The sequence below is a fragment of the Sphingomonas panaciterrae genome, assembly GCF_036890205.1.
GTDB lineage: Bacteria > Pseudomonadota > Alphaproteobacteria > Sphingomonadales > Sphingomonadaceae > Sphingomonas > Sphingomonas panaciterrae.
Map to the genome: position 1 here is coordinate 1 of NZ_JAKNQR010000015.1, position 20,828 is coordinate 20,828.

Consider the following 20,828-nt stretch of genomic DNA (forward strand, 5'->3'; position numbering starts at 1 on the left):
CTGGGCCTAAATCATGGGAAGTTCGCGCGGCCGGGCGCCGAGCGAGAACGCCGTCGATCATGCCGAGTTCGGCGTCCGTCAGCCGCAGCGCGCCGGCGTCCGCATTGTCGGCAGCGTGCTCCGCGCTGGACGCCTTGGGGATACCGAACAGCGATGGCCGACGCACCAGGAAGCGAAGCGCCACTTGGCGTGCGGTCGCGCCGTGGCTGGCCGCGATCTCCTCCAGCACGCGCCCGCCAGGGGTGCGCGGGCCGGGGAAGTCGCCCTGGCCGAACGGGCTGTAGGCGACGACGGCGACGCCGTGCTTCTTGCACCAAGGCAGCACGGCGTGCTCGATCGCGCGTTCGCCCAGGTTGTAGAGCACCTGGTTACACGCGATCTGGCCCTCGCCACCGGCTTTCCAGGCGGCGTCGAGGTCGGGCACGTCGAAGTTGCTCACCCCCCACGACAGGATCTTGCCCTGTTCACGGAGCCGCTCAAAACCGGCGAAGGTCTCTTCGAGCGGATGCGAGCCGGGCCAGTGCAGGAGGTAGCAGTCCAGCCTGTCGGTGCGCAGGCGCGAGAGCGACCGCTCGCAGGCGGCCATCACCCCGCTGCGAGAGGCGTTGCTGGGGAGCACCTTGGAGACGAGGAAGACCTCCTCGCGCCGCCCGGCGATCGCCTCGCCGACCACGATCTCGGCGTCGCCGTACATCTCGGCGGTGTCGATGTGGGTCATGCCGAGATCGAGGCCGCGGCGCAGGGCGGCGACCGCGGTGGGCCGGTGCGCGTCGTCGATGTACCAGGTCCCCTGGCCGATCACTGGGACGTAGTGCGGGACGGCGCCGAACGGGCGCCGCTCCATGCCCTCCGGCCCCGGCGAAGATGGCGCGTGCTGCGCGGTGCCGGTCGCAGGAGCAGGCGTCACGCGGCTGTCGCCTCATCGAGCGCCTTGCGCGGCTCGGTCATGTCGACCCGCTCGAAGCCGTCCGTCACCCAGATCACGACGGTCAGGACATTCAGAGTCTCACTCGCCATCTTCCCATCTCCAATGACGAATGGTCTACGCGGGCTGCTTCTCCGCGACGACGTCGAGCTGCTCAATCGTGGGCTCTTCGAAGAGCACACCCGTATTCTCACCGAGCGCTTTCGCGACCTCGCCCGACAGGTGCGCCTGGCGCCCGTCTTCGTCGGAAAAGGCGTCGAAGATCCCGAACGACGAGGGTCCGAACTGGATTCCGAACCACCTGACGGTTTTGGGCTCGCCTTCGACGATCGACAGCCCCTGGTTCAAGAAGCCGCGGACGTCGTCCTCCTTGCCGGGCAGTGCTTCCAGGCGCACCAGAAGCGCCTTGTTGACCTGTGTCGCCATCTCGGGTCTCTCCTCTGCTCGTTCCCGTTGTCGCGATGATCAGAACGCGGCTGCGGCCGCCTCGGCGACCGTCTGATCCTGCTCGCCTGTGCCCCCGCTCACTCCCACCGCCCCGACGACCTGGCCGTCCTGGCGGAGCGGGATGCCGCCGGCGAAAATCATCACCCGGTCGTGGTTGGAGGCGTGGATGCCGTAGAACTGCTTTCCGGGCTGAGCGTTCTCGGCCAGGTCCTTTGTGGCGATGTCGAAGGCGCGCGCCGTGAAGGCCTTGTTGATCGAGATGTCGATGCTGCCCACCCACGCGTGATCCATGCGGATGTGGGAGACGAGGTTGCCGCCCGCGTCGACCACGGCCACGTTGCTCGGCGACCCGATCTCGGCCGCCTTGGCCTGACCGGCGGCGATCACGCGTTGAGCGTCTTCGAGCGACACGGACTCTTGCTTAATGGTCATGAGACTCTCCTTGGCTTGCTCGCAAGCGCCTTCTGCTTCGTGTCCATCAGCGGTGCCTTCAGGTCATTTGGAGGCTTGATCGATAGCGTCAACAAGCCGGTGAGCAGCCGGGTTCCTGAACATTCCTCATAACATAGCTTGCACAGCGTCATAACGACGGAACGTTCCGTCAGATGGCTGGTTCACCTGCCATCAACGAAAAACGTATGGCTCGCCCCAGGCGCAAACCGGGATAGTCGGCTCGGCGCAAAGTATCTCCGCCTCCGCCAGCCGAAGTGAGCCGGCGGTGGACAGCGCCCAAGGCGTGATAAGGCACAGATGGCAGCAGATGGTGAAGCGCGTGATACCGCAAGCCCACAGGCGCCCACAGCGCTGGCAATGTGGCTGGCGGGGGCACGTTGACGGAGTCCAGGTACTGCGCGGTCAGGCTCATGGGTTCGCCGGTTTCATTGTCCCACAGGTGCGCCGCTAGGGTACGTACCTGGTTGATGACGGCGACGCTCGACCCGATACCCAGTGCGACGAGGAGGCTGTGCGGGCCGATCAGACCTGCTGCTACCATTGCCGCAATAGCGATCGCCCATGCGCCAGCAGCCGATTCCTGGAACAACCATTCGCGGCGACGCGTGCTCGCGCCGGATCCTCAACACCGTCTCCAATACCAGCATCCCGATCTCGCCGCCTGACACACCGCCAAGCGAACAGCCTAGACCACCGGGATGAGGGGTCCCTTTTCGACGCCGATCACCCCGCTACCGGGGTCCCTTTCCACGCCGATCCACACTGCACCTCGGCGATATCGATGTGAAAGAAGCCGATGGGATAACGCTTGAAGCGCTGGCGCTTCGGTTTTTCGCTCTCGATATCCGGCAGGCGGGAGATGCCGTGCCGCTGGAGGCAACGATGCAGCGCTGACCGGGTCAGATGAGGGACCGATGGCTGCAACGCATAGAGGCAGTCGTCGAGCGGCAGCAGCGTGTGCCGCCGGAACGCCACTACCATTGCCTCCTCCGCTTGGGACAAGGTCGTTGAATGAGGGGCCTTCGGCCCGGTCTTTAAATCCTCGACCGTCGCCCTTTTACGCCACTTCGCCACAGTCTTCGGGTTGATCCCCAGCTCACGGCTCAGCGTCGCGAGCGAAGCTTGCGATCGCTGTATTGCTGCTCGGACGGCGTGCGTGGTCGTGGCGCACCCATGACGTACCTGTCCCATACGGCTTCCTTCCATTCCAACGAAAGGATCGCACCATCAAACCGGGGGATCAAACACCCGGTAGAACTCAACATGGAAGCAGGCCGAGCCGAGCGGTGCGACATGATGCAGAATGGTGGGCTCGACGATCCCTGGCTCCATTTCAGGTGTGAGCACCGTCTCGAATGGCTCTCGCCGGGGATCCGTCACCCGGTAGCTCAGGCTGCCGCTCTTTACCTTGATGAGACCCCACACTCCCAGTTTGGTCGAATGATCGTTGAGCAGTCCCTTGGGAATCGTGTCTTGAGTGAAGGTGTCCGTTCGCTTGTAGCATTCCAGCCCCTCTGGAAGGCTGGTGGCGGCAGCGCTCATGCCTCCTCGGCTTCGTAAAGCTCTACCTCCCGGTTGATGAGGATATCCGCCAGGAACCAGTAGGCCTCGCCCCACGCGTTCAGAATGTCGTCGGTTGCAGCCTCGCCCAATACGTCACGAATCGCCGGCAGGAGCGCGTTGGCGACCGCAGGATAGTGTTCGGACTTGATATGGGTCTCGACATGGCGCGCGGCGATGCGTTCGATCGCAGGCTTCAATGCGTCCAGCTTATCGACGTTCTGCGCAAAGGCGAGGATCGCCGCGGCAAGCCGCTTCGGCTGAGCGCCGGACTCGTGAGCCGCCATGTCGAACAAAGCCTTGATCTCGGGATCGACGAACAAGCGCTGGTACATGCGCGTGGTGATATCCACGCCATGCTGCTGGAGCGCCGGAGCCGTCGCTTTGACCAACGCCATCGTTTCGGGGGAGAGTGGCTTTGACATACTGAGAGGCTCCGGATTGCAGGCTTAGCGAGAAAACGCTCGGTGGCCGAGGCAGGTTTCCGACTGGACCGATCCTCACCTTTGCCGATGACCTTATGTATCACGAGTTGCCGTGCCAGTCGCGAATATCCTGAGTTTCGCGATAGCGCCCTCAACGCTCGTATTCTCTCGTACGCTGGCGTCGCAAAAGTCGATTGCATAATATTTGTTTTCTGATACAGTTTTGCGACATGCTGATCGGCTACGCCCGTGTGTCCACTGATGACCAAGATCTCCGGTTGCAACGCGCCGCGTTAAAGGAGGCGGGGTGCAAGCGGACGTTCGAGGAGAAGGTGTCGGGCGCGAAGCGTGATCGGCCCGAGTTGGCCAAAATGATCGAGCAGCTGCGCGACGATGACACGGTGGTAGTGACGCGGCTCGACCGGCTGGCACGCTCCACTCGCGACCTGCTCGACATTGCCGAGAAGCTGAAGGAGGTCGGCGCCGGCCTGCGCTCGCTGGCCGAGCCTTGGGCGGATACGACCTCGCCTGCGGGTCGCATGGTGCTGACCGTGTTCGCCGGCATCGCCGAGTTCGAGCGCGAGCTGATCCACCAGCGCACCAGCAGCGGGCGGGTCGCGGCGAAGGCGAGGGGGGTCCGGTTCGGCCGCCCGCCCAAGCTCACCCCCGATCAGATTGCCCTTGGCGAACGGTTGGTGAGCGAGGGCACGTCGGTGCGGGAAGCGGCCAAGCTCCTCAAGTGTCACCATGCCACGCTCTACCGGGCGCTGACCGCCGCAGCATTGACCCCGTGATGCTGACCACCCCGCAACCCGACGCGCCGGAGGGGGAGGCCTGATGCCGATCCGTCTCGAGCATGTGTTCCTGTATCCGATCGACTGCCCCAGCTCTCGCATCATGTGCGCTTCGTGCGGGCAGGGGGATGCTGCGAGCATCGCGGGCGCCCCCATGGGCAAAAAGTATTCCATATGCGGGATGGACGATGGTGGGACCGGAAGCGGCATTGCTGGCGCGATGGCCAAGGTCGACGCGTGCGACGGCCGACAGAGGACATCCTGGTGCACGGTGCGTGGACGCCGGTGGTGCTGGCCTGTGCGCACCTCAACCATGACCCTAGCGACAGCACGCTCCACCAGCTGGCGGCACTGTGCCAGCGGTGTCACATGATCCACGATGGCCCGGAGCATCGGCGCCGGCGCTGGATGAATGCGCACTATCGACGCGCTCTTGGCGACTTGTTCTACGGACCTTATCCCGTGTTGGGCGCCGACTGGATCACGCCCACCCCGCTCAGCATGCTCGATGGTAGCTCATCGATTCATGCTTGGATTCGGTGAAGAACGGCCAGATCGTAGCTGCTGCAAGAGGCCGCCCCAAAAACGGGCTAGTCGTTATTGCTTTGTTGGGTTTTCGCTCATATCTCGGGGTTAATCGAACCCGCCAGGCCTCTGCCCGCAAGGGTATGCACACTTGGCGGGTCTTTTTTTGCCCTGCTAAGCAGGATGGGTGCCACGCCCCTTCACAAAACCCGCGACGACGATCGCGCAGCAGCTCCAACACCTCCAGGCCGAAGGCATGGCAATCCCCGACGTGGTGCGGGCCGAGCACTGGTTACGCCATGTCAGCTACTACCGCCTGAGCGCCTACTGGCTGCCCTTCGAATATCCTAAGGGCACTTCTGGCGCCCGTTTCTTGCCGGGCACCAGCTTCGATACCGTCACCGCCCTGTACGATTTTGACCGCCGCCTTCGGCTGCTAGTGCTCGATGCGATCGAACGGATCGAAGTCGCTGTACGGGGTAGCTGGGCGTACGAGCTGGCGCAGCGGTTTGGACCCCACGGCTACCTGGATGCAGCGCTCTACTATCATCCGGGTAAGTACCACGACAACCTGACCCGCCTAACCAACGACGTGGCGAGCTCGCCCGAGACGTACATCGATCATTATCGTCGGACCTACAGCACTCCGGCAATGCCGCCGGTGTGGATGGTGGCGGAGATGATGTCGTTCGGGCAGCTCTCTCGATGGTATGCGCTGCTCGACGATCGGGGGTTGCGTAACGCCATAGCCAAACCCCTCGGGCTCCCTGAAGCGGTGCTCGTGCCGCTCCTGAAGCATCTCTCCACGATCCGAAACAGCTGCGCGCATCATGCCCGGCTTTGGAACCGCGGCTTTTTGCTGCGCATGCGGGTGCCCTTCAAACCGGCCGCCCTCGTCAGCACACTTGAGCCGCCCGCAGCCCGTGCTCCAGCCCAGCTCTATAACGCCCTGGTCCTCATCGTTTACCTGTTGAGACAGGTCGCTCCGACATCAGCCTGGCGGGATGAGCTAGTGACGTTGCTCGCTCAGCATCCGACCGGCGATCTAGCCGCAATGGGTTTCCCTCAGAACTGGGCAGCTAGGTCCCTGTGGCTTTGAAGCTTTCCTCGGCCCCTAGCGCCCAAACCCTCCGGCTGTGACGCAGCATGCTCCGGCGCCAACTGCTCATCAGCAATCATGGTCGGTGACCCTAGCTCGTCGGGACGGCATTGCAAACGTGACGACGTTGTTCCCACGAGGGCGACAGGCAGAAAGGTAGACCTTTTTACCTCAGTCCGTCGCACGTCCATATTACGACATACGGTTTTGACACTGCCAAATACGCGAAAATGCGAGGTCGCGTAGCCCGGTCGAAACCGGACGGTTGTGACACCTAGCTTCGATCAATACCGCGCGCGCACCACAGCGAAGAGGCTTCGCCCCGCCTCCGGGAAGCCATCTGTCAGCGTGTAATACTCGTCGAACAGGTTTCGCGCGCCGATGCCGATCGATAGTTGCTCCGTGAGCGCGAAGTCCGCCCGAACGTCGGCCCGGACATAGCTGCCCGTGCGATAATAGACCGGGGGCGATGCCGTGGTGACGGTGGTGCGGTCGGACGCTAACTCGACACTGGGGGTCAGCTCCAGGCGCGAGAACGGACGCCAGCTCGCATAGACGAACCCCTTGTCGGACGGAACGTCGGTCAGCTCGAACGCAGGGATGACGACATCGGTCTGGGGGCTGATCGCGAAGTCGCGCTTGATGTGCGTGTAATTCGCGCCGACGTCGAGCGTCGATCCGACCCGCGCGACGATCCCGATCTCTCCGCCATAATAGTCGGCCGAGCCGAGGTTGCGGCGCTGGGATGTGTTGGCCGGGAAGCCCGCCGGACGCACCGCCACGATCGCGTTGTTGATGTCGCTGTAGAACAGTGCCGCGGTGACGGTCAGCGCGCCGATCGCGTGGCTTCCCCCCACTTCGTAATTGGTCGCGCGCTCGGCATTGAGGCCGGGGTTCGACGCGGCAGTGCCGAACTGCGTCGAGAAACGCTCGAACAGCGTCGGGAAGCGGGCACGCGACGAGATGCTGGCATAGAGCCGGCTGCTCTCGACCGGCTTCCACTCGATGCGCCCCTGCGCGTTCCAGGCATCGGCGTTGCGCAGCGGGTAGCTGAAGATACGCGCCGCACCGCCCGTGGGCGGGGTGCCGTATTCCTCCGCGCGCGACAGGTCGCGCCAATCGTAGCTCGCGCCCAACGTCAGCGCGACGTTCGGGGTCAGGTCGCGGGCATATTCACCGGCGATGCTGTAGGTGTCCTCGACGCTGCGCTGACGGGGTTCGGTGAAGCCGCTCGGAAAGCTCTGCTGAAATTCGTCATGCCGGTCGCGACGGTAGTGGACCGCGAGGGACAGCCGGTCGGCGTCGGTCGGGCGAAGCGCCAGCTCGGCCGATCCGCCCCAGGACTCATCCTCATAATAGCTGTTGAAGGCACGTGCGCGGGTCTGCGTGGTCTGCGTCCGATCGTCGAAGGCGCTGAGCAGGTTATCGAAGGTGTTGCGATAGACGCGCGTGCGCAGTGTCGTACGGTCCCCCAACGCGGTCGTGGAAAGGAAGTAGATGCTCTCGATGTTCCAATAGGGCCAGCTCCAGTTGCGCTGGGTGCTGATCGGGTCGGTGATGTGGAGAGGCGCGTTCTTCTCGCCCTCCTGCCGGGTGTAGCTCAGCGAATATTCGTCGGTCGCATTGGGGGTAAAACCGAGCTTGGCGTTCACGCGCCAGTCTCGCGTCGCGGAGAAGTCGCGCGCGCGCCCGTTCTCATTCGCGGTCGGCGTGAAGCTACCCGGCAAATCCCAATGGTCGGTGTCGTTGATCGCGTAGCTCGCCTGCGCGTACCAGCGATCCTGCCGGGTGCCGATCAGACCGAAGGCATTGTAGCCGGCATAGTCCACCCCGCGATCGAGGTTGAGCTGGGCGCGGCCTTCGATCTCCAGCGCCTTGGTCGGCTTGCGGGTAACGAGGTTGACCGCGCCGCCCATCGCGCCGGGGCCGTCCAGCACCGACGCATAGCCCTTGGCGACCTGGAGCTGCGCCACATCAGGCGTCAGGAAGCGGCCGTAGTCGAGGCGGTTGTCGGCGGGCAGATAAACGCGGATGCCGTCGATCGACACCGGCACCTGGAACCGGTCGAAGCCGCGCACGAACAACAGGCGCTCGTTGCGCGATCCGCCGCTGTTGCCCGCGGTAACGCCGGGGATCAGGCTCGCCGCTTCGTCGAGCGACCGTCGATCGAACTTGTAGATCGCCTCCTGGCCCACGGACTCCCTGCCGATCTCCACGCCCTGCGGACGCGCGCCGGTGACGATGATCTCGCCGAGCCGGAAGCTGTTGTCCTGATCTTCACGCGGAGCGGGGGCGGCATCCTGCGCCAAAGCCGGCATGGTGGATGAAGCAAGCAGCATGGCCGCGGTCAGCGTAAAGCGCATCGATGGTCCCCCTTTGCGACCGAACCGACTGTTTCGGGTCTTCGATCATCTATATACGACGAGATATATACCCCGTTGGAGGAGTTGCCGCCGATGTTCAATGCCTTGCTCGCCGCCATGCTGTTGCAGGCGGCCGCTGCCGCACCCGATGCCTGCACCGCCGTAGCCCCGCCGCCTGCCGAAATGTCGGGCTGGGCTTCGCCGCGTCCGCTCGATGCGGGGCGCACGGCAGAGCGAGCGACGATGCTGACGCCGGGGGTCGCGGTATCGGCACGACTGTCGTCCACGCGGGACGTGCGTTACGCCGTGCGACCGGAGAAACCGGGCGGGTCGGTGAGCTACGGAGGCGTGTTCTCCTTCACCGTTGTCACGCCGGGCCGCTATCGTGTCGCGCTGGGCTCAGGCGCATGGATCGACGTGCTGGCGTACGGCAAGCCCGCCACCTCGGTCGCGCATGGTCATGGCCCCGCCTGCACCGGCATCCGCAAGATGGTCGATTTCGACCTGACCGCGGGACGATACGTGCTTCAGGTCGCGGGTAACGGCAACGCCGATCTGCCGCTGATGGTGGCGAAGCTGCCGGCGTGATCGGACGGGCGGCGCTGGCGCTCTCGGCGCTGATCCTGACCGCCGCGGTCGCCGCTCCTTGGGTTTGGCCGCTGCCGACGGGCGTCGCCGCGCCGGTCATACCCGCCGACAACCCGATGTCGGCCGCCAAGGTCGCGCTGGGCCGTCGCCTGTTCTACGATGCGGACCTGTCGATCGACGGCACCATGTCGTGCGCGAGCTGCCACGAGCAGAAGCACGCTTTCGCGGACGGCAACACGACCCGCCCCGGCGTTCATGGCGATGCCGGGCGTCGCAATGTGCCTGGCCTTGCCAATGTCGCTTGGCTGCCCGTCCTGACCGGGGCCGATCCGCGCGTCACGACGCTGGAGGCGCAAGCTGCGATCCCGATCTTTGGCCTGACGCCGGTCGAGATGGGAATGCACGGCAGCGAGCAGGAAATCCCACGCCGGCTATCGCGCGATACCTGTTACCGCCGGCAATTCCGCAATGCCTTTCCCGAGCGCCGGGGCCGGATCGACATGACCGCCGTCGCGATGGCGCTGGCGAGCTTCGAGCGCAGCCTGGTGTCGTTCGATACGCCCGCCGATCGCGGTGCGCTGTCATCTGAAGCCGGGGCGGGAAAGGCGGTGTTCGGCCGCGTTTGCGCGTCCTGCCATGCCGGTCCCCAATTTACCGATGGTCGCTTCCACCCGATCCTACCGGTCAATGCGGCGGATCGCGGTCTGGCGGAGGTGACGGGGAGGGCGGAAGACGAGCGACGGTTCCGCACCCCTCCGCTGCGCAATGTCGCGGTGACTGGTCCCTGGTTTCACGACGGTTCCGCGCGCACGCTCCGGGAGGCCGTCGCGCGCCACCCCGTCACGCTCGACGCATCCGCGACGGATCAACTGCTCGCCTATCTGGAAGCGTTGACCGATCGCGGCTTCGTCACAAATCCTGCCTTCACTTATCCCGATCGACCCTGCGGAAATGACTGATCGAACCTTCAGCCCGCGTGTGTATTATATTCTACGGTATATAGACCGGAGAACATGACGTGGGGCGCAAGGTTCGGATCGATATGACGGGACTGCGCTTCGGTGGCCTGACCGGATTGGCATTCGCCGGAGTCAGCCGCGGGGGGAAGGCGCAATGGCTGTTCGCCTGCGACTGCGGCAACGAGGTCGTCGCTGATGGCGGTAACGTCCGCTCGGGCAGCACCGCGAGTTGCGGCTGCCTTAACCGGGAAATATGCGCCGCGCGCCTGACCACACACGGACGGCGTGCGGCCAAGCGCCATGATCCGACCTACAGGGCCTGGCAGGAGATGAACACCGTCTGTGCCAATGCCGCTTCGCCACGTCATCGCGATTTCGGCGGTCGGGGGATCACGGTTCCCCCTCGCTGGATCGCCGATTTCACCCGCTTCCTTGCCGACATAGGCGAACGGCCTGACGGGACCATCCTAATGCGGATGGATCCCGACAAAGGCTTCACGCCGGCAAATTGCTTGTGGGCACCCGTTCGGACGCGATCCGATCGCGCCGTGGCAGGGCACCGGCGGTTATCATCCCACCCGCTCGTCGCGCTCGCCGGGTGATCTGATCGCCGCCTTGAGCCAGTCCAGCTCCTCGCCTTCCGAAGCCGCCACCATATCGCTTTCGAGCTTCCTGTAGCGCGTCAGTAGTTCGCGACCGAAGTCCGTCAGACTCGCACCGCGCTTGGTCCCGCCGCCTATCCGGGCTGAGACGACCGGCTCACGCCAATCCGCATTCAGGCTGTCCACTAACAACCAGATGCGTCGGTAGCTCATGCCGAGATCGCGACCCGCTGCCGAAATCGAGCCGGTCCGCTCGATCGCATCCAGCACCATCGCCTTGCCCGGGCCGATCGCCGGGTCACTCCCACGAAGGAGCTGAACGCTGGTTTTCAAAGGGCCGGTGATGGACATGCCTATGTGAACTCCGCGCGAAACCTGCTTGGGTTTGGTGTTGGCATCCCGCTCCGCATGATGTCGATCGCTAGGTGCCGGTTCTGTCCTTCTCGACGATCAGGCCGGTGTCATATCCATGACCCTCCGCCGCTATGCCGCAGTGAATCACGCCTTCATCGCCCTCGCAAGCAGCCGTTTTTCAACAGTCTCCATCGTTTTCCGGACATAGATTGGCGCACGGGTTCTTTGCGGGTCGCGCCAATTAGCAGCTCGGGCTCGGTTTTGAGAGTCGGGGTGGGCCGCGAAACGGCCGGGGCTGTTGAAAAATGTGCCGCTGGTAGCCGAGTCCGGTTGGGGGCGGAATGACACCCCAAAGCATAGCGATCCCGTCTCGCATGGGATGGTGTTTTGGGACAGCTACATTCCTACCGGTTTGGCGCCTACCAAGCGCGCGACCACACTCAATGGGTTGAATGCGACTGCGGCTCGAGGACTGCGGCGGCTCCATCCTGCGACTGCGCGCATACCACGCCCTCGATGGACGGGTGCGATCGAGGAACTCGCGACCTGCCCCAATGTCACGGTCAAGGTGGGCGGCCTCGCCATCCCGTTCTGCAAGCTGGGCGAGCTGGGCCCGGAGACGCGGACCAGCGCGGCGCGGCTGGCGGATCTGTTCCGCCCCTATGTCGAAAGCGCCATCAACGCGTTCGGCGCCCGGCGGGCGATGTTCGAAAGCAACTTCCCGGTCGACCGCTGGGGCGCCGACTACGGCACATTGTGGAACGCCTTCAAGCTGATCGCGAAGGGCGCCAGCGCGGATGAGAAGCGCGAATTGTTCGCCGGCGCTGCCGCACGCTTTTATCGTGTCGAACATCTGCTCGCCTGACAATCCCGCCCAGTCACGCCTATAGCGGCAGCCATGACCGATCGCCTCAAAGTGCTGCTGCAATATGCCCTCCCCAAACAGGGGCTGACGACGCTCGCCGGGCGGGTCGCCGGGATGAAGGGCGGCGCGGTGACGACGCGGCTGATCCGGCTGTTCGCGGCGCGCTACGGCGTGGACATGAGCGAGGCGGCGAACCCCGACGTCGCCGGCTATGCCACGTTCAACGACTTCTTCACCCGCCCGCTGCGCGCCGGCGTCCGGCCGATCGCCCAGGCGGATTTCGTCTGCCCGGTCGATGGCGCGATCAGCCAGTTCGGTGCGATCGACGACCACCATATCGTCCAGGCCAAGGGGCATCGCTTCACCACGACGCAGCTCGTCGGCGGCGATGCGACGCTCGCGGCCGAGTTCCGGCACGGCAGCTTCGCCAATCTCTATCTGTCGCCGAAGGACTATCACCGCCTCCACATGCCGTGCGACGGCCGGCTGGTGCGGATGATCCACGTGCCCGGCGCGCTGTTCTCGGTGAATCCGGTCACCGCACGCGGGGTGCCCAACCTCTTCGCCCGCAACGAGCGGGTGGTGTGCGTGTTCGATTCGGCGCAGCACGGCCGCTTCGTCATGGTGCTGGTCGGGGCAACCATCGTCGGCAGCATGGCGACCGTCTGGCACGGGGTGGTCAATGCGAAGCGCGGGCGGGCCATCTCCGAATGGCGCTATGATGACCAGGACATCGTGCTGAAGCAGGGCGAGGAAATGGGCCGTTTCCTGCTCGGCTCGACGATCGTGATGCTGTTCCGCCCCGGCGTGATCGCCTTCAACCCCGATTGGGCGCCGGAGCGCAGCGTGCGCCTGGGCGAGCGGATGGGCGACCGCCCCGCCTGAGCACGTCTGGCCTGAGCACGTCCGGCCTGAGGACGTCCAGGATCGCAATTTTTGCCGCCAATCCACCTTGGCTTGGGGCGCCTGATTGCGCACAGGCACCCGCCCGGGTGCCCGATCGCTGCCCCGGCAACAGAGGAACCCCGTGTTGCGACCGTCGCTGTACCTGAACGACCTTGAGATCGGCCAACGCTGGGCCGGTGGCCCGATCACGCTCACCGAGGCGGAGATCATCCGCTTCGCCGAGGAATTCGACCCCCAGCCGATGCATGTCGACAAGGAGGCCGCGGCCGCGGGCCGGTTCGGGGGGCTGATCGCCAGCGGCTGGCATGTCGCTTCGCGTGTCATGCGCGATTTCGTCGACACGGCGCCGTTCGGCGACACGCCGATGCTGGGGCTGAAGGTCGATGACCTGCAATGGCGGACGGCCGTGCGCCCGGGCGACGTTCTGTCGATCACGCGCGAGGTGGTCGACATCGCCGTCTCGCGCAGCAAGCCCGACCGCGGCGTGCTGACGATGCGCATGACGGTGACCAATCAGGATGGCGCGGTGGCAATGACCTTCCTGAACCTCATCCAGATGCCGGTCTCCACAGGCTAAATCGACGTGCTCAATCACTAGGGGGCAGTCGGTCCCTCGCTGGTCCGCGAAGGCCGCGACCCCGCGACCGGCTCCTCTTGCGATAAAAAATACCAGCTGGTACAGAAAGCTGCTTGACGCAGCCTGAACCGATTTCTATACCAGTCGGTATCAAAGGGGTGCCACAGGGGCATCCAAGCGAAAGGCCGCACCATGGCTGATTGTCTGACCGGAGTGGTTGGCGCGCGTTAGCAGGCGCCTGCTTCTCCCCCCATTTCACCATTTTCGGATCTTCGCATCGCCGCTCGTCCAGCGGCGGCGCCATCATGGTCCTTCGTGCGCGCAGCGTCCGACGATCCTCGGCGGCGGCGGGCGCGCGCCCATCAAAGGGGAATATCATGGCCTATATGGCGTTCGACCGGGAGGGCTCGGTCGGCCAACGCGCGGTGTCGGCTGCGGCCGGTCCCGCATCCAATCCCGTCACCTATCCTGGCGCCGACCGGTCGAACCGGCTTTCCGCGCTCGAATGGTCCGTCGTGGCGCTCGCCCGGCGTGATCGCCCCTCATCGCTGCGCGAGCCGTCCCGGATGTCGCTCGCGCTCGGCAGCCTCTTCGGCCGGCAGGACAATCCTCGCCTCGCTGATCCGCGGCTCGAAGCCCTGCGACGCACCGCGGTGCTCGCCTGGCATCGCGGCGCCAAAGCGCTGAGCGACGCGGAGAAGGAGGCCTTCACGGCTGCCGGCTTCACCCCTGGCCAATATCGCACCTTGCTCGCCAGCATCGGTGCCGCACGCCTGAACAAGGGCAGATACGCATGAACATGCACAGCAGGATCGACACGGAACAGGCGGCGCCGGTGCCGCAGGCCACGCGCCAGCGGTCACGCTGGCGGACGGGGGCGCTGATCGCGGGCCCGGTACTGGCGGCGACGATCGCCGGCGCGGCGCTCAACCGCGAGCAGCCGGCGCAGGCCGCGCCGCCGCCGCCCACCGTCACGGTCGCCAGCCCGCTCGTCCGCCCGATCAACGAATGGGACAGCTATGTCGGCCGGTTCGAGGCCAGCAAGTCGGTGGAGGTGCGCCCGCGCGTCTCGGGCGCGATCACTGCGGTCCACTTCACCGATGGCGCGATCGTGCGGAAGGGGCAATTGCTCTTCACGCTCGACCAGCGGCCGTTCGCGGCTGCACTGGCCGAGGCGCGCGCCGGGCTGATCAGCGCGCGCAGCGACGTGGAGCTGGCGCGCGCCAACCTCGATCGCGCGCAGCGGCTGGTGGCGGACGAGGCGGTGTCGAAGAGCGACATCGACCAGCTGACCGCCCGTTTGCGCGCGGCCAATGCCGCGCTTGCCGGCGCGGAGGCGCGTGTCCGGGCGCGGGCGCTTGATGTGGAGTTCACGCAGGTGCGCGCGCCGATCGGCGGCCGCGTCTCTGACCGGAAGATCGATCCGGGCAACCTCGTCGCCGGCGGCGACACCAACGGCACGCTGCTGACCACGATCAACGCGCTCGACCCGATCTATTTCACCTTCGACGGTTCCGAGGCGCTGTTCCTCAAGACGAAGCGCGCGCAAGCCGCCGGCACCCCGCCGTCGGACGTGGAGATCAAGCTTCAGGACGAGGGCGATTTCCGCTGGTCCGGGCGGCTCGACTTCACCGACAATGGCCTCGATCCGCGATCGGGCACGATCCGCGGGCGCGCCGTGCTGAACAACCCCGACTTCTTCCTGACGCCGGGCATGTTCGGCAACATGCGGCTGGCGAGCGGCGGGGCCGCGCCAGCGCTGCTGGTGCCCGACGCCGCGGTGCAGACCGACCAGGCGCGCAAGACGCTGCTGACGGTGGGCGATGACGGCACGGTTGCCGTCAAGGCGGTTCAGCTCGGGCCGGTGGTGAATGGCCTGCGCGTCGTGCGCAGCGGCATTGCCGCCACCGACCGGGTGGTCATCAGCGGCACGCAGATGGCGATGCCGGGCACCAGGGTTCAGGTGCGCGCCGGCCGGATCGCACCGACGCGCGAGGCGGCGTCCACTGCCGGCAGCGGCGGCGGGATCGGTGCCGGTGCAGTCCCCGGACAGGCGACCTTCGCCGCGCGCTAGCCGTCAATCCCCCCGTTCGGGACGAACGGACGCCTGACCCAGCTCGGCCCCACTCGCGGGGCCGATCCCTTCCATCCTCGTTTCCGGGGAGCCTGCCATGCGCCTGTCGCGCTTCTTCATCACCCGCCCGATCTTTGCCGGCGTCATCGCGGTGGTCATCACCATCATTGGCGCGATCGCCTATTGGCAACTGCCCGTCGCGCAATATCCCGACATCGTGCCGCCGACCGTGACGGTGACGGCGACCTATCCCGGCGCCTCGGCCGAAACCGTCGCGGAGACGGTCGCCGCGCCGATCGAGCAGGAAATCAACGGCGTCGATAACATGCTGTACCAGTCGAGCCAGTCGACCGGCGACGGCGTCGTCACCATCACCGTCACGTTCAAGATCGGCACCGACCTCGATGCCGCGCAGGTGCTGGTGCAGAACCGCGTCGCCGTCGCCGTGCCGCGCCTTCCCGAGGAGGTGCAGCGGCTCGGCGTCGTCACGCGCAAGACGTCGCCCGACTTCCTGATGGTGGTGAACCTCATCTCGCCCGACGGGTCGCTCGATCGCGGCTACATCTCCAATTACGCGCTGACGCAGGTGCGCGACCGGCTGGCCCGGATCGACGGCGTCGGTGACGTGCGCCTGTTCGGCAGCCGCGATTATGCCATGCGGGTGTGGATCGATCCCGGCCGCGCCGCCGCGCTGAACCTGACGGCGGGCGACATCGTCTCGGCACTGCGCGCGCAGAACGTGCAGGTCGCCGCCGGCACGCTCGGCCAGCCGCCATATGCGCAGGGCAATGCCTTCCAGCTCAACGTCGAGACGCAAGGGCGGCTCGTCGATCCGGCGCAGTTCGCCGACGTGATCGTGCGTACCGATGCCGATGGCCATCAGGTGCGCGTGCGCGATGTCGCCCGTGTCGAGCTTGGCGCGCAGGACTATAATTCGAACACCTACCTCTCGGGCCAGCCGACCGTCATCGCGGCGGTGTTCCAGCGCCCCGGCACCAATGCGCTCGCCGCCGCCGAAAAGGTGACAGCCGAGATGGAGGCGATGGCCAAGTCCTTCCCCAAGGGCCTGGAATATCGCGTGATCTACAACCCGACCGAATTCATCGCGCAATCGGTGGATGCGGTGATCGATACCTTGTTCGAGGCGATGATCCTCGTCGTCCTCGTCATCCTGGTGTTCCTGCAGAAGTGGCGCGCGGCGATCATCCCGATCGTGGCCATCCCGGTGTCGCTGGTCGGCACGTTCGCGGTGCTGGCGGCGTTCGGCTATTCGCTCAACACGCTGTCGCTGTTCGGCCTGGTGCTGGCGATCGGCATCGTCGTCGATGACGCGATCGTGGTGGTCGAGAATGTCGAGCGCAACCTTGCCAACGGCCTCACGCCGCTGGAGGCGGCGCGCACGTCGATGGACGAAGTGTCCGGCGCATTGGTCGCGATCGTGCTGGTGCTGTGCGCGGTGTTCGTGCCGACGCTGTTTCTCACCGGCATGTCCGGCGCCTTCTACCAGCAGTTCGCCGTCACCATCGCCACCGCGACGATCATCTCGCTGATCGTGTCGCTGACGCTCTCGCCCGCGCTCGCCGCTATCCTGCTCAAGGCGCATCAGGCGGAAGGCCACGGCAACCGCGTGACCCGTGCGCTCGCCCGCGCCGGCGGCTCGTTCAACCGCGGGTTCGAGCGGATGAGCGATCGCTATGCGCGGCTGACCGACCGGCTGGTGCGCCGGCCCAAGCGGATGATGCTGACCTATGCCGGCCTCATCGCCGCGACGGGCGCGGTGTTCTGGGCGACGCCGACCGGCTTCATCCCCGCACAGGACCAGGGCTATTTCCTGACCGTCGTTCAGCTACCCGCCGGCGCCTCGGTCGAGCGGACCGACGCGGTGGTGCAGAAGGTCGCGAAGCGCATCCTGCCGCTCGCCGGGGTGAAGGGCGTCGTGATGCTTGCCGGCTTCGACGGCCCGTCGCAGACGCTCGCGCCCAACACCGCCGCCGCCTACGTTCCCCTGAAGTCCTTCGAGGAGCGCGCCGAGCTTGGCGTCACCTTTGCCGGGCTGATGGACGAGGCGCGCCAGGCGACCGCGGATATCGACGAGGCGCGGATCCTCGTCATCCCGCCGCCGCTGATCCAGGGCATCGGCTCGGCCGGCGGCTATCGCATGATCGTGCAGGACCGCGAGGGCGCGGGCTATCAGAAGCTGGGCGAGGAAACGCAGAAGCTGATCGCCAGGGCGAACGAGACGCAAGGGCTGGCGCAGGTCTTCACCTTCTTCGACACCGCCACGCCGCGCATCTTTGCCGATATCGATCGTGCCAAGGCGGACATGCTGGGTGTGCCCCCGGAACGCGTGTTCGAGGCGCTTCAGGTCTATCTCGGCAGTGCGTTCGTCAACGACTTCAACCTCCTTGGCCGCACCTATCGCGTGACGGCGCAGGCCGACGCGCCGTTCCGTTCGACGCCTGCGGATATCGCCAACCTCAAGACGCGGTCCAACGCCGGCAGCATGGTGCCGATCGGGTCGGTCGCCAATTTCGAGGACAAGACCGGGCCGTATCGCGTCACGCGCTACAACCTCTTCCCCGCGGTCGAGGTGGATGGCGACACCGCGCCCGGCTATTCCTCCGGCGCGTCGCTGGTGGCGATGGAGAAGCTCGCCGCCGAGACGCTGCCCAAGGGCTATGGCACCGAATGGACCGGCATCGCCTTCCAGGAAAAGGCGGCGGGCAGCACGGCGGGGATCGTCTTCGCGCTGGCGGTGGTGTTCGTCTTCCTGGTGCTGGCGGCGCAATATGAAAGCCTGTTTTTGCCGCTGTCGATCATCCTGATTGTGCCGATGTGCCTGCTGGCGGCGATGATCGGCGTGAACCTGCGCGGCATGGACAATAATGTGCTGACGCAGATCGGCCTCGTCGTGCTGATCGCGCTCGCCGCCAAGAACGCGATCCTGGTGGTCGAGTTCGCCAAGCAGGCGGAGGAGCAGGAGGGCCTGTCGCCGGTCGAGGCGGCGGTGCGCGCGGCGCAGGACCGGCTTCGCCCGATCCTGATGACGAGCTTCGCCTTCATCCTGGGCGCGGTGCCGCTGCTGATCGCCACCGGGGCGGGCGCGGAGCTTCGCCAGGCGCTCGGCACGGCAGTGTTCTTCGGGATGATCGGCGTCACCGGCTTCGGCCTGATCTTCACCCCCACTTTCTACGTCATCTGCCGCGGGCTGGCGGAGCGGATCGGGCGCGGCCGTCGCCGCCCCGCTGCCGATACCGCCGCCGACCCTGACTCCGCGCTGCAGCCGGCCGAATGAGGAGCGAACCGATGCTCAAGAGCTTCACGACATTGATGGTCGCCACTTCCGCGCTGACGCTGGCGGCCTGCGCGACCGGGCCGGATTATGCCCCGCCGGCCACCCCGGCGACCGCCGCTGCGCCGTTCGTATCGACCAGCCCGGCGGTCTCGACGACCGCGCCGGCGGAGGATTGGTGGCGGCTGTACCAGGATCCGGTGCTCGACGGCCTGATCGCCGACGCGCTGGCGGCGAACACGGACGTGCGCGTGGCGGTGGCACGGCTCGCCCGGGCGAGGGCGGCGCTGCGGGAGGTGCGCAACGATCGCCTGCCGCAGGCGAACGTCGGCGCCAGCGCGACCTACAACCGCTTCTCTCAGGTGCAGCGCGCGCCCGGGCTGAACAGCGAAAGCTGGCTGATCGATGGCGGGCTGGACGTCTCCTATGAGGTGGACCTGTTCGGCCACGTCAGCCGCAACGTGGAGGCGGCGCGCGGCGACGTCGGCGCGGCCGAGGCGGATGCCGAGGCCGTGCGCGTATCCGTCGTCGCGGAGACGACGCGCGCCTATGCCGATGCGGCATCGGCGGCCGAGCGGCTGACCGTGGCGGAGCGGATCGTCGCCTTGCTCGACCAGTCGCTGCGCGTCACCGAGCGGCGCGTGGAGGTGGGCATGACCACGCCGCTCGACGCGACGCGCATCGCCGCGCTGCGCGACCAGCGGCGCGCCGACGTGCCGACGATCGCCGCCGAGCGGCAGGCGGCGCTGTTCCGGCTGGCGACGCTGACCGGACGCACGCCGCAGGAGCTCCCGGAAATCGCGGCGCAGCGCGATCGGATGCTTCGGCTTGACCAGCCGATTCCGGTCGGCGACGGGGCCGGGCTGCTCGCCCGCCGGCCGGATGTGCGCGCGGCCGAACGGCGGCTCGCCGCGGCGACCGCGCGGATCGGCGTTGCGACGGCGGATCTCTATCCGCGTATCACGCTTGGTGGATCGATCGGGCAGACCAGCACGGGGCTGGGCAATCTGTTCGGCGGCGGGCCGCTCAATTGGCTGATCGGGCCGCTGCTGAACTGGAACCTCAATCAGGGCCGCGCCCGCGCGCGGATCGCCGGGGCAGAGGCCGACACGCAAGCCGCGCTCGCCACGTTCGACGGCACGGTGCTGACCGCGCTGGAGGAGACGGAGACCGCCTTGTCCAATTACAAGCAGGCGATCGAGCGGCGCGCCGCGCTGAGCCAGGCGCGCGAGGCGGCGGAGCGGGCGGCGCGGATCACACGGGCACAGCGGCGCGAGGGGCAGATCGACAGCCTGTCGCAGCTCGATACCGAACGCACCTTTGCCGATGCGGAGGCCGCGCTCGCGCTGGCGGACGCGCAGATCGCGCGCGCCCAGATCGACGTGTTCCGGGCGCTGGGCGGCGGATGGCAGACCGGGAGGACGGTAGCACCCCCCGGCTGACCCGAATGCAGCTGATCGGCGCGGCATGATGCGATTGGCTGCGATGCGACTCGCAAAATCGCTTCTGGTGCGTTTAAGCGGTCGCCATGACGATGCCGACCGACGAGGAACTGGAAAAGCTGGGCGCCGCGTTCGACCTGTTCGCGCGCCGCTACAAGCTGGCGGAGGCGCTCGGGCCGGAAAAGCCGCTGAACGAGCTCGACAAGCAGATCCTCTCCTATGTCGCGAAGAACGACGGCTGCGGGCCGACCGATATCGCGCGCTATCTGGGGGTGGCCAACACCACCATCTCCTCCGCCACCGACCGGCTGGTGAAGCGCGATCTGCTGCGCCGCCAGCGGCCGGAGGCGGACCGGCGCGCGGTGGCGCTTCACCTGACACCGGCGGGGCAGGGCCGGGTCGCCGCGCTTCAGGCGATGTATGGCGAGCTTCATCGCCGGATGCTCGCGCCGCTCGATCCCGACGAGCGGCGGCAGATGATCGCCATGATGGCCAAGGTGGCAAATGACGACACTTGAATAGTACGAACTTCGTGATACTTTCCTGACGGCGCGCAACGGCGTCGCCAGGAGAGGTTC

General features: G+C 66.3%; 20 protein-coding genes and 2 pseudogenes. 13 read left to right on the forward strand and 9 right to left on the reverse strand.

Annotated elements, in window-relative coordinates; all coding sequences use genetic code 11:
* From L8F96_RS17425 to L8F96_RS17455, 7 genes and pseudogenes are all read right to left on the reverse strand, one after another.
* Positions 1-844 (reverse strand): aldo/keto reductase (locus L8F96_RS17425; RefSeq protein WP_334656832.1); only part of this gene is annotated, 844 nt, incomplete at its 3' end.
* A 198-nt stretch (positions 845-1,042) separates the two neighbouring features.
* Positions 1,043-1,351 carry a putative quinol monooxygenase gene (locus L8F96_RS17430; RefSeq protein ID WP_334656833.1) on the reverse strand — a complete coding sequence of 103 codons (309 nt, stop codon included), beginning with the start codon at positions 1,349-1,351 and terminating at the stop codon, positions 1,043-1,045.
* Between the two features lie 39 nt (positions 1,352-1,390).
* The gene (locus L8F96_RS17435) at positions 1,391-1,804 is read right to left on the reverse strand and encodes a GlcG/HbpS family heme-binding protein (protein ID WP_334656834.1); all 414 of its coding nucleotides are present in this window, start codon (positions 1,802-1,804) and stop codon (positions 1,391-1,393) included.
* Positions 1,805-1,973: 169 nt separating this feature from the next.
* A pseudogene (locus L8F96_RS17440) lies at positions 1,974-2,420 on the reverse strand (fatty acid desaturase); the annotation flags it as partial.
* 167 nt (positions 2,421-2,587) lie between these two features.
* Positions 2,588-3,016, reverse strand: a pseudogene (locus L8F96_RS17445) (transposase family protein); the annotation flags it as partial.
* Positions 3,017-3,052: 36 nt separating this feature from the next.
* Complete coding sequence (locus L8F96_RS17450; RefSeq protein WP_334656835.1) at positions 3,053-3,367, reverse strand: TehB family protein; 315 nt, start codon at positions 3,365-3,367, stop codon at positions 3,053-3,055.
* A complete protein-coding gene (locus L8F96_RS17455; RefSeq protein ID WP_046407078.1) occupies positions 3,364-3,810 on the reverse strand; it encodes a globin domain-containing protein in 447 nt (148 codons plus the stop codon). Before L8F96_RS17455 ends, L8F96_RS17450 begins: the two co-directional genes overlap by 4 nt.
* Before the next feature lie 230 nt (positions 3,811-4,040).
* On the opposite strand from L8F96_RS17455, the gene L8F96_RS17460 reads away from it, so the two are divergent.
* Complete coding sequence (locus L8F96_RS17460) at positions 4,041-4,604, forward strand: recombinase family protein (RefSeq protein WP_334656836.1); 564 nt, start codon at positions 4,041-4,043, stop codon at positions 4,602-4,604.
* A 712-nt stretch (positions 4,605-5,316) separates the two neighbouring features.
* Positions 5,317-6,228 carry an Abi family protein gene (locus L8F96_RS17465; protein ID WP_334656837.1) on the forward strand — a complete coding sequence of 304 codons (912 nt, stop codon included), beginning with the start codon at positions 5,317-5,319 and terminating at the stop codon, positions 6,226-6,228.
* A gap of 284 nt (positions 6,229-6,512) precedes the next feature.
* Here the strand turns inward: L8F96_RS17465 and L8F96_RS17470 are convergent, their stop codons facing one another.
* Positions 6,513-8,591, reverse strand: a complete 2,079-nt coding sequence (locus L8F96_RS17470) for a TonB-dependent receptor plug domain-containing protein (protein WP_334656838.1) — start codon at positions 8,589-8,591, stop codon at positions 6,513-6,515.
* A 93-nt stretch (positions 8,592-8,684) separates the two neighbouring features.
* On the opposite strand from L8F96_RS17470, the gene L8F96_RS17475 reads away from it, so the two are divergent.
* The 3 genes from L8F96_RS17475 to L8F96_RS17485 are packed head-to-tail and all read left to right on the forward strand — an operon-like array spanning position 8,685 to position 10,740.
* The gene (locus L8F96_RS17475) at positions 8,685-9,179 is read left to right on the forward strand and encodes a homogentisate 1,2-dioxygenase (RefSeq protein ID WP_334656839.1); all 495 of its coding nucleotides are present in this window, start codon (positions 8,685-8,687) and stop codon (positions 9,177-9,179) included.
* Complete coding sequence (locus L8F96_RS17480; RefSeq protein WP_334656840.1) at positions 9,176-10,138, forward strand: cytochrome-c peroxidase; 963 nt, start codon at positions 9,176-9,178, stop codon at positions 10,136-10,138. Before L8F96_RS17475 ends, L8F96_RS17480 begins: the two co-directional genes overlap by 4 nt.
* Before the next feature lie 59 nt (positions 10,139-10,197).
* Positions 10,198-10,740 (forward strand): hypothetical protein, encoded by a 543-nt coding sequence (locus L8F96_RS17485; protein ID WP_334656841.1) that lies wholly within the window; start codon positions 10,198-10,200, stop codon positions 10,738-10,740.
* Here L8F96_RS17485 and L8F96_RS17490 read toward each other — a convergent pair.
* On the reverse strand, positions 10,708-11,091 hold the full coding sequence (locus tag L8F96_RS17490) for a winged helix-turn-helix domain-containing protein (protein ID WP_334656842.1): 384 nt from the start codon (positions 11,089-11,091) through the stop codon (positions 10,708-10,710). The genes L8F96_RS17485 and L8F96_RS17490 overlap by 33 nt on opposite strands.
* A gap of 382 nt (positions 11,092-11,473) precedes the next feature.
* Between L8F96_RS17490 and L8F96_RS17495 the strand changes: the two genes are divergently transcribed.
* From L8F96_RS17495 to L8F96_RS17530, 8 genes are all read left to right on the forward strand, one after another.
* Positions 11,474-11,959 carry an amidohydrolase family protein gene (locus L8F96_RS17495; RefSeq protein WP_334656843.1) on the forward strand — a complete coding sequence of 162 codons (486 nt, stop codon included), beginning with the start codon at positions 11,474-11,476 and terminating at the stop codon, positions 11,957-11,959.
* 33 nt (positions 11,960-11,992) lie between these two features.
* Positions 11,993-12,844, forward strand: a complete 852-nt coding sequence (gene asd, locus L8F96_RS17500; protein WP_334656844.1) for an archaetidylserine decarboxylase — start codon at positions 11,993-11,995, stop codon at positions 12,842-12,844.
* 142 nt (positions 12,845-12,986) lie between these two features.
* Positions 12,987-13,442 carry a MaoC family dehydratase gene (locus tag L8F96_RS17505; RefSeq protein WP_334656845.1) on the forward strand — a complete coding sequence of 152 codons (456 nt, stop codon included), beginning with the start codon at positions 12,987-12,989 and terminating at the stop codon, positions 13,440-13,442.
* A 377-nt stretch (positions 13,443-13,819) separates the two neighbouring features.
* Positions 13,820-14,239, forward strand: a complete 420-nt coding sequence (locus tag L8F96_RS17510; RefSeq protein ID WP_046406505.1) for a hypothetical protein — start codon at positions 13,820-13,822, stop codon at positions 14,237-14,239.
* Positions 14,236-15,516: an efflux RND transporter periplasmic adaptor subunit gene (locus L8F96_RS17515; RefSeq protein ID WP_334656846.1), complete on the forward strand. Its 1,281-nt coding sequence runs from the start codon at positions 14,236-14,238 to the stop codon at positions 15,514-15,516. The genes L8F96_RS17510 and L8F96_RS17515 overlap by 4 nt, the downstream gene beginning before the upstream one ends.
* A gap of 97 nt (positions 15,517-15,613) precedes the next feature.
* Entirely contained in the window at positions 15,614-18,811 is a 3,198-nt protein-coding gene (locus L8F96_RS17520; RefSeq protein WP_334656847.1) for an efflux RND transporter permease subunit, read from the forward strand.
* A gap of 11 nt (positions 18,812-18,822) precedes the next feature.
* The gene (locus L8F96_RS17525; RefSeq protein WP_334656848.1) at positions 18,823-20,250 is read left to right on the forward strand and encodes a TolC family protein; all 1,428 of its coding nucleotides are present in this window, start codon (positions 18,823-18,825) and stop codon (positions 20,248-20,250) included.
* Positions 20,251-20,336: 86 nt separating this feature from the next.
* Positions 20,337-20,768 (forward strand): MarR family winged helix-turn-helix transcriptional regulator, encoded by a 432-nt coding sequence (locus L8F96_RS17530; RefSeq protein ID WP_334656849.1) that lies wholly within the window; start codon positions 20,337-20,339, stop codon positions 20,766-20,768.
* The last annotated feature ends 60 nt before the right edge of the window (positions 20,769-20,828 follow it).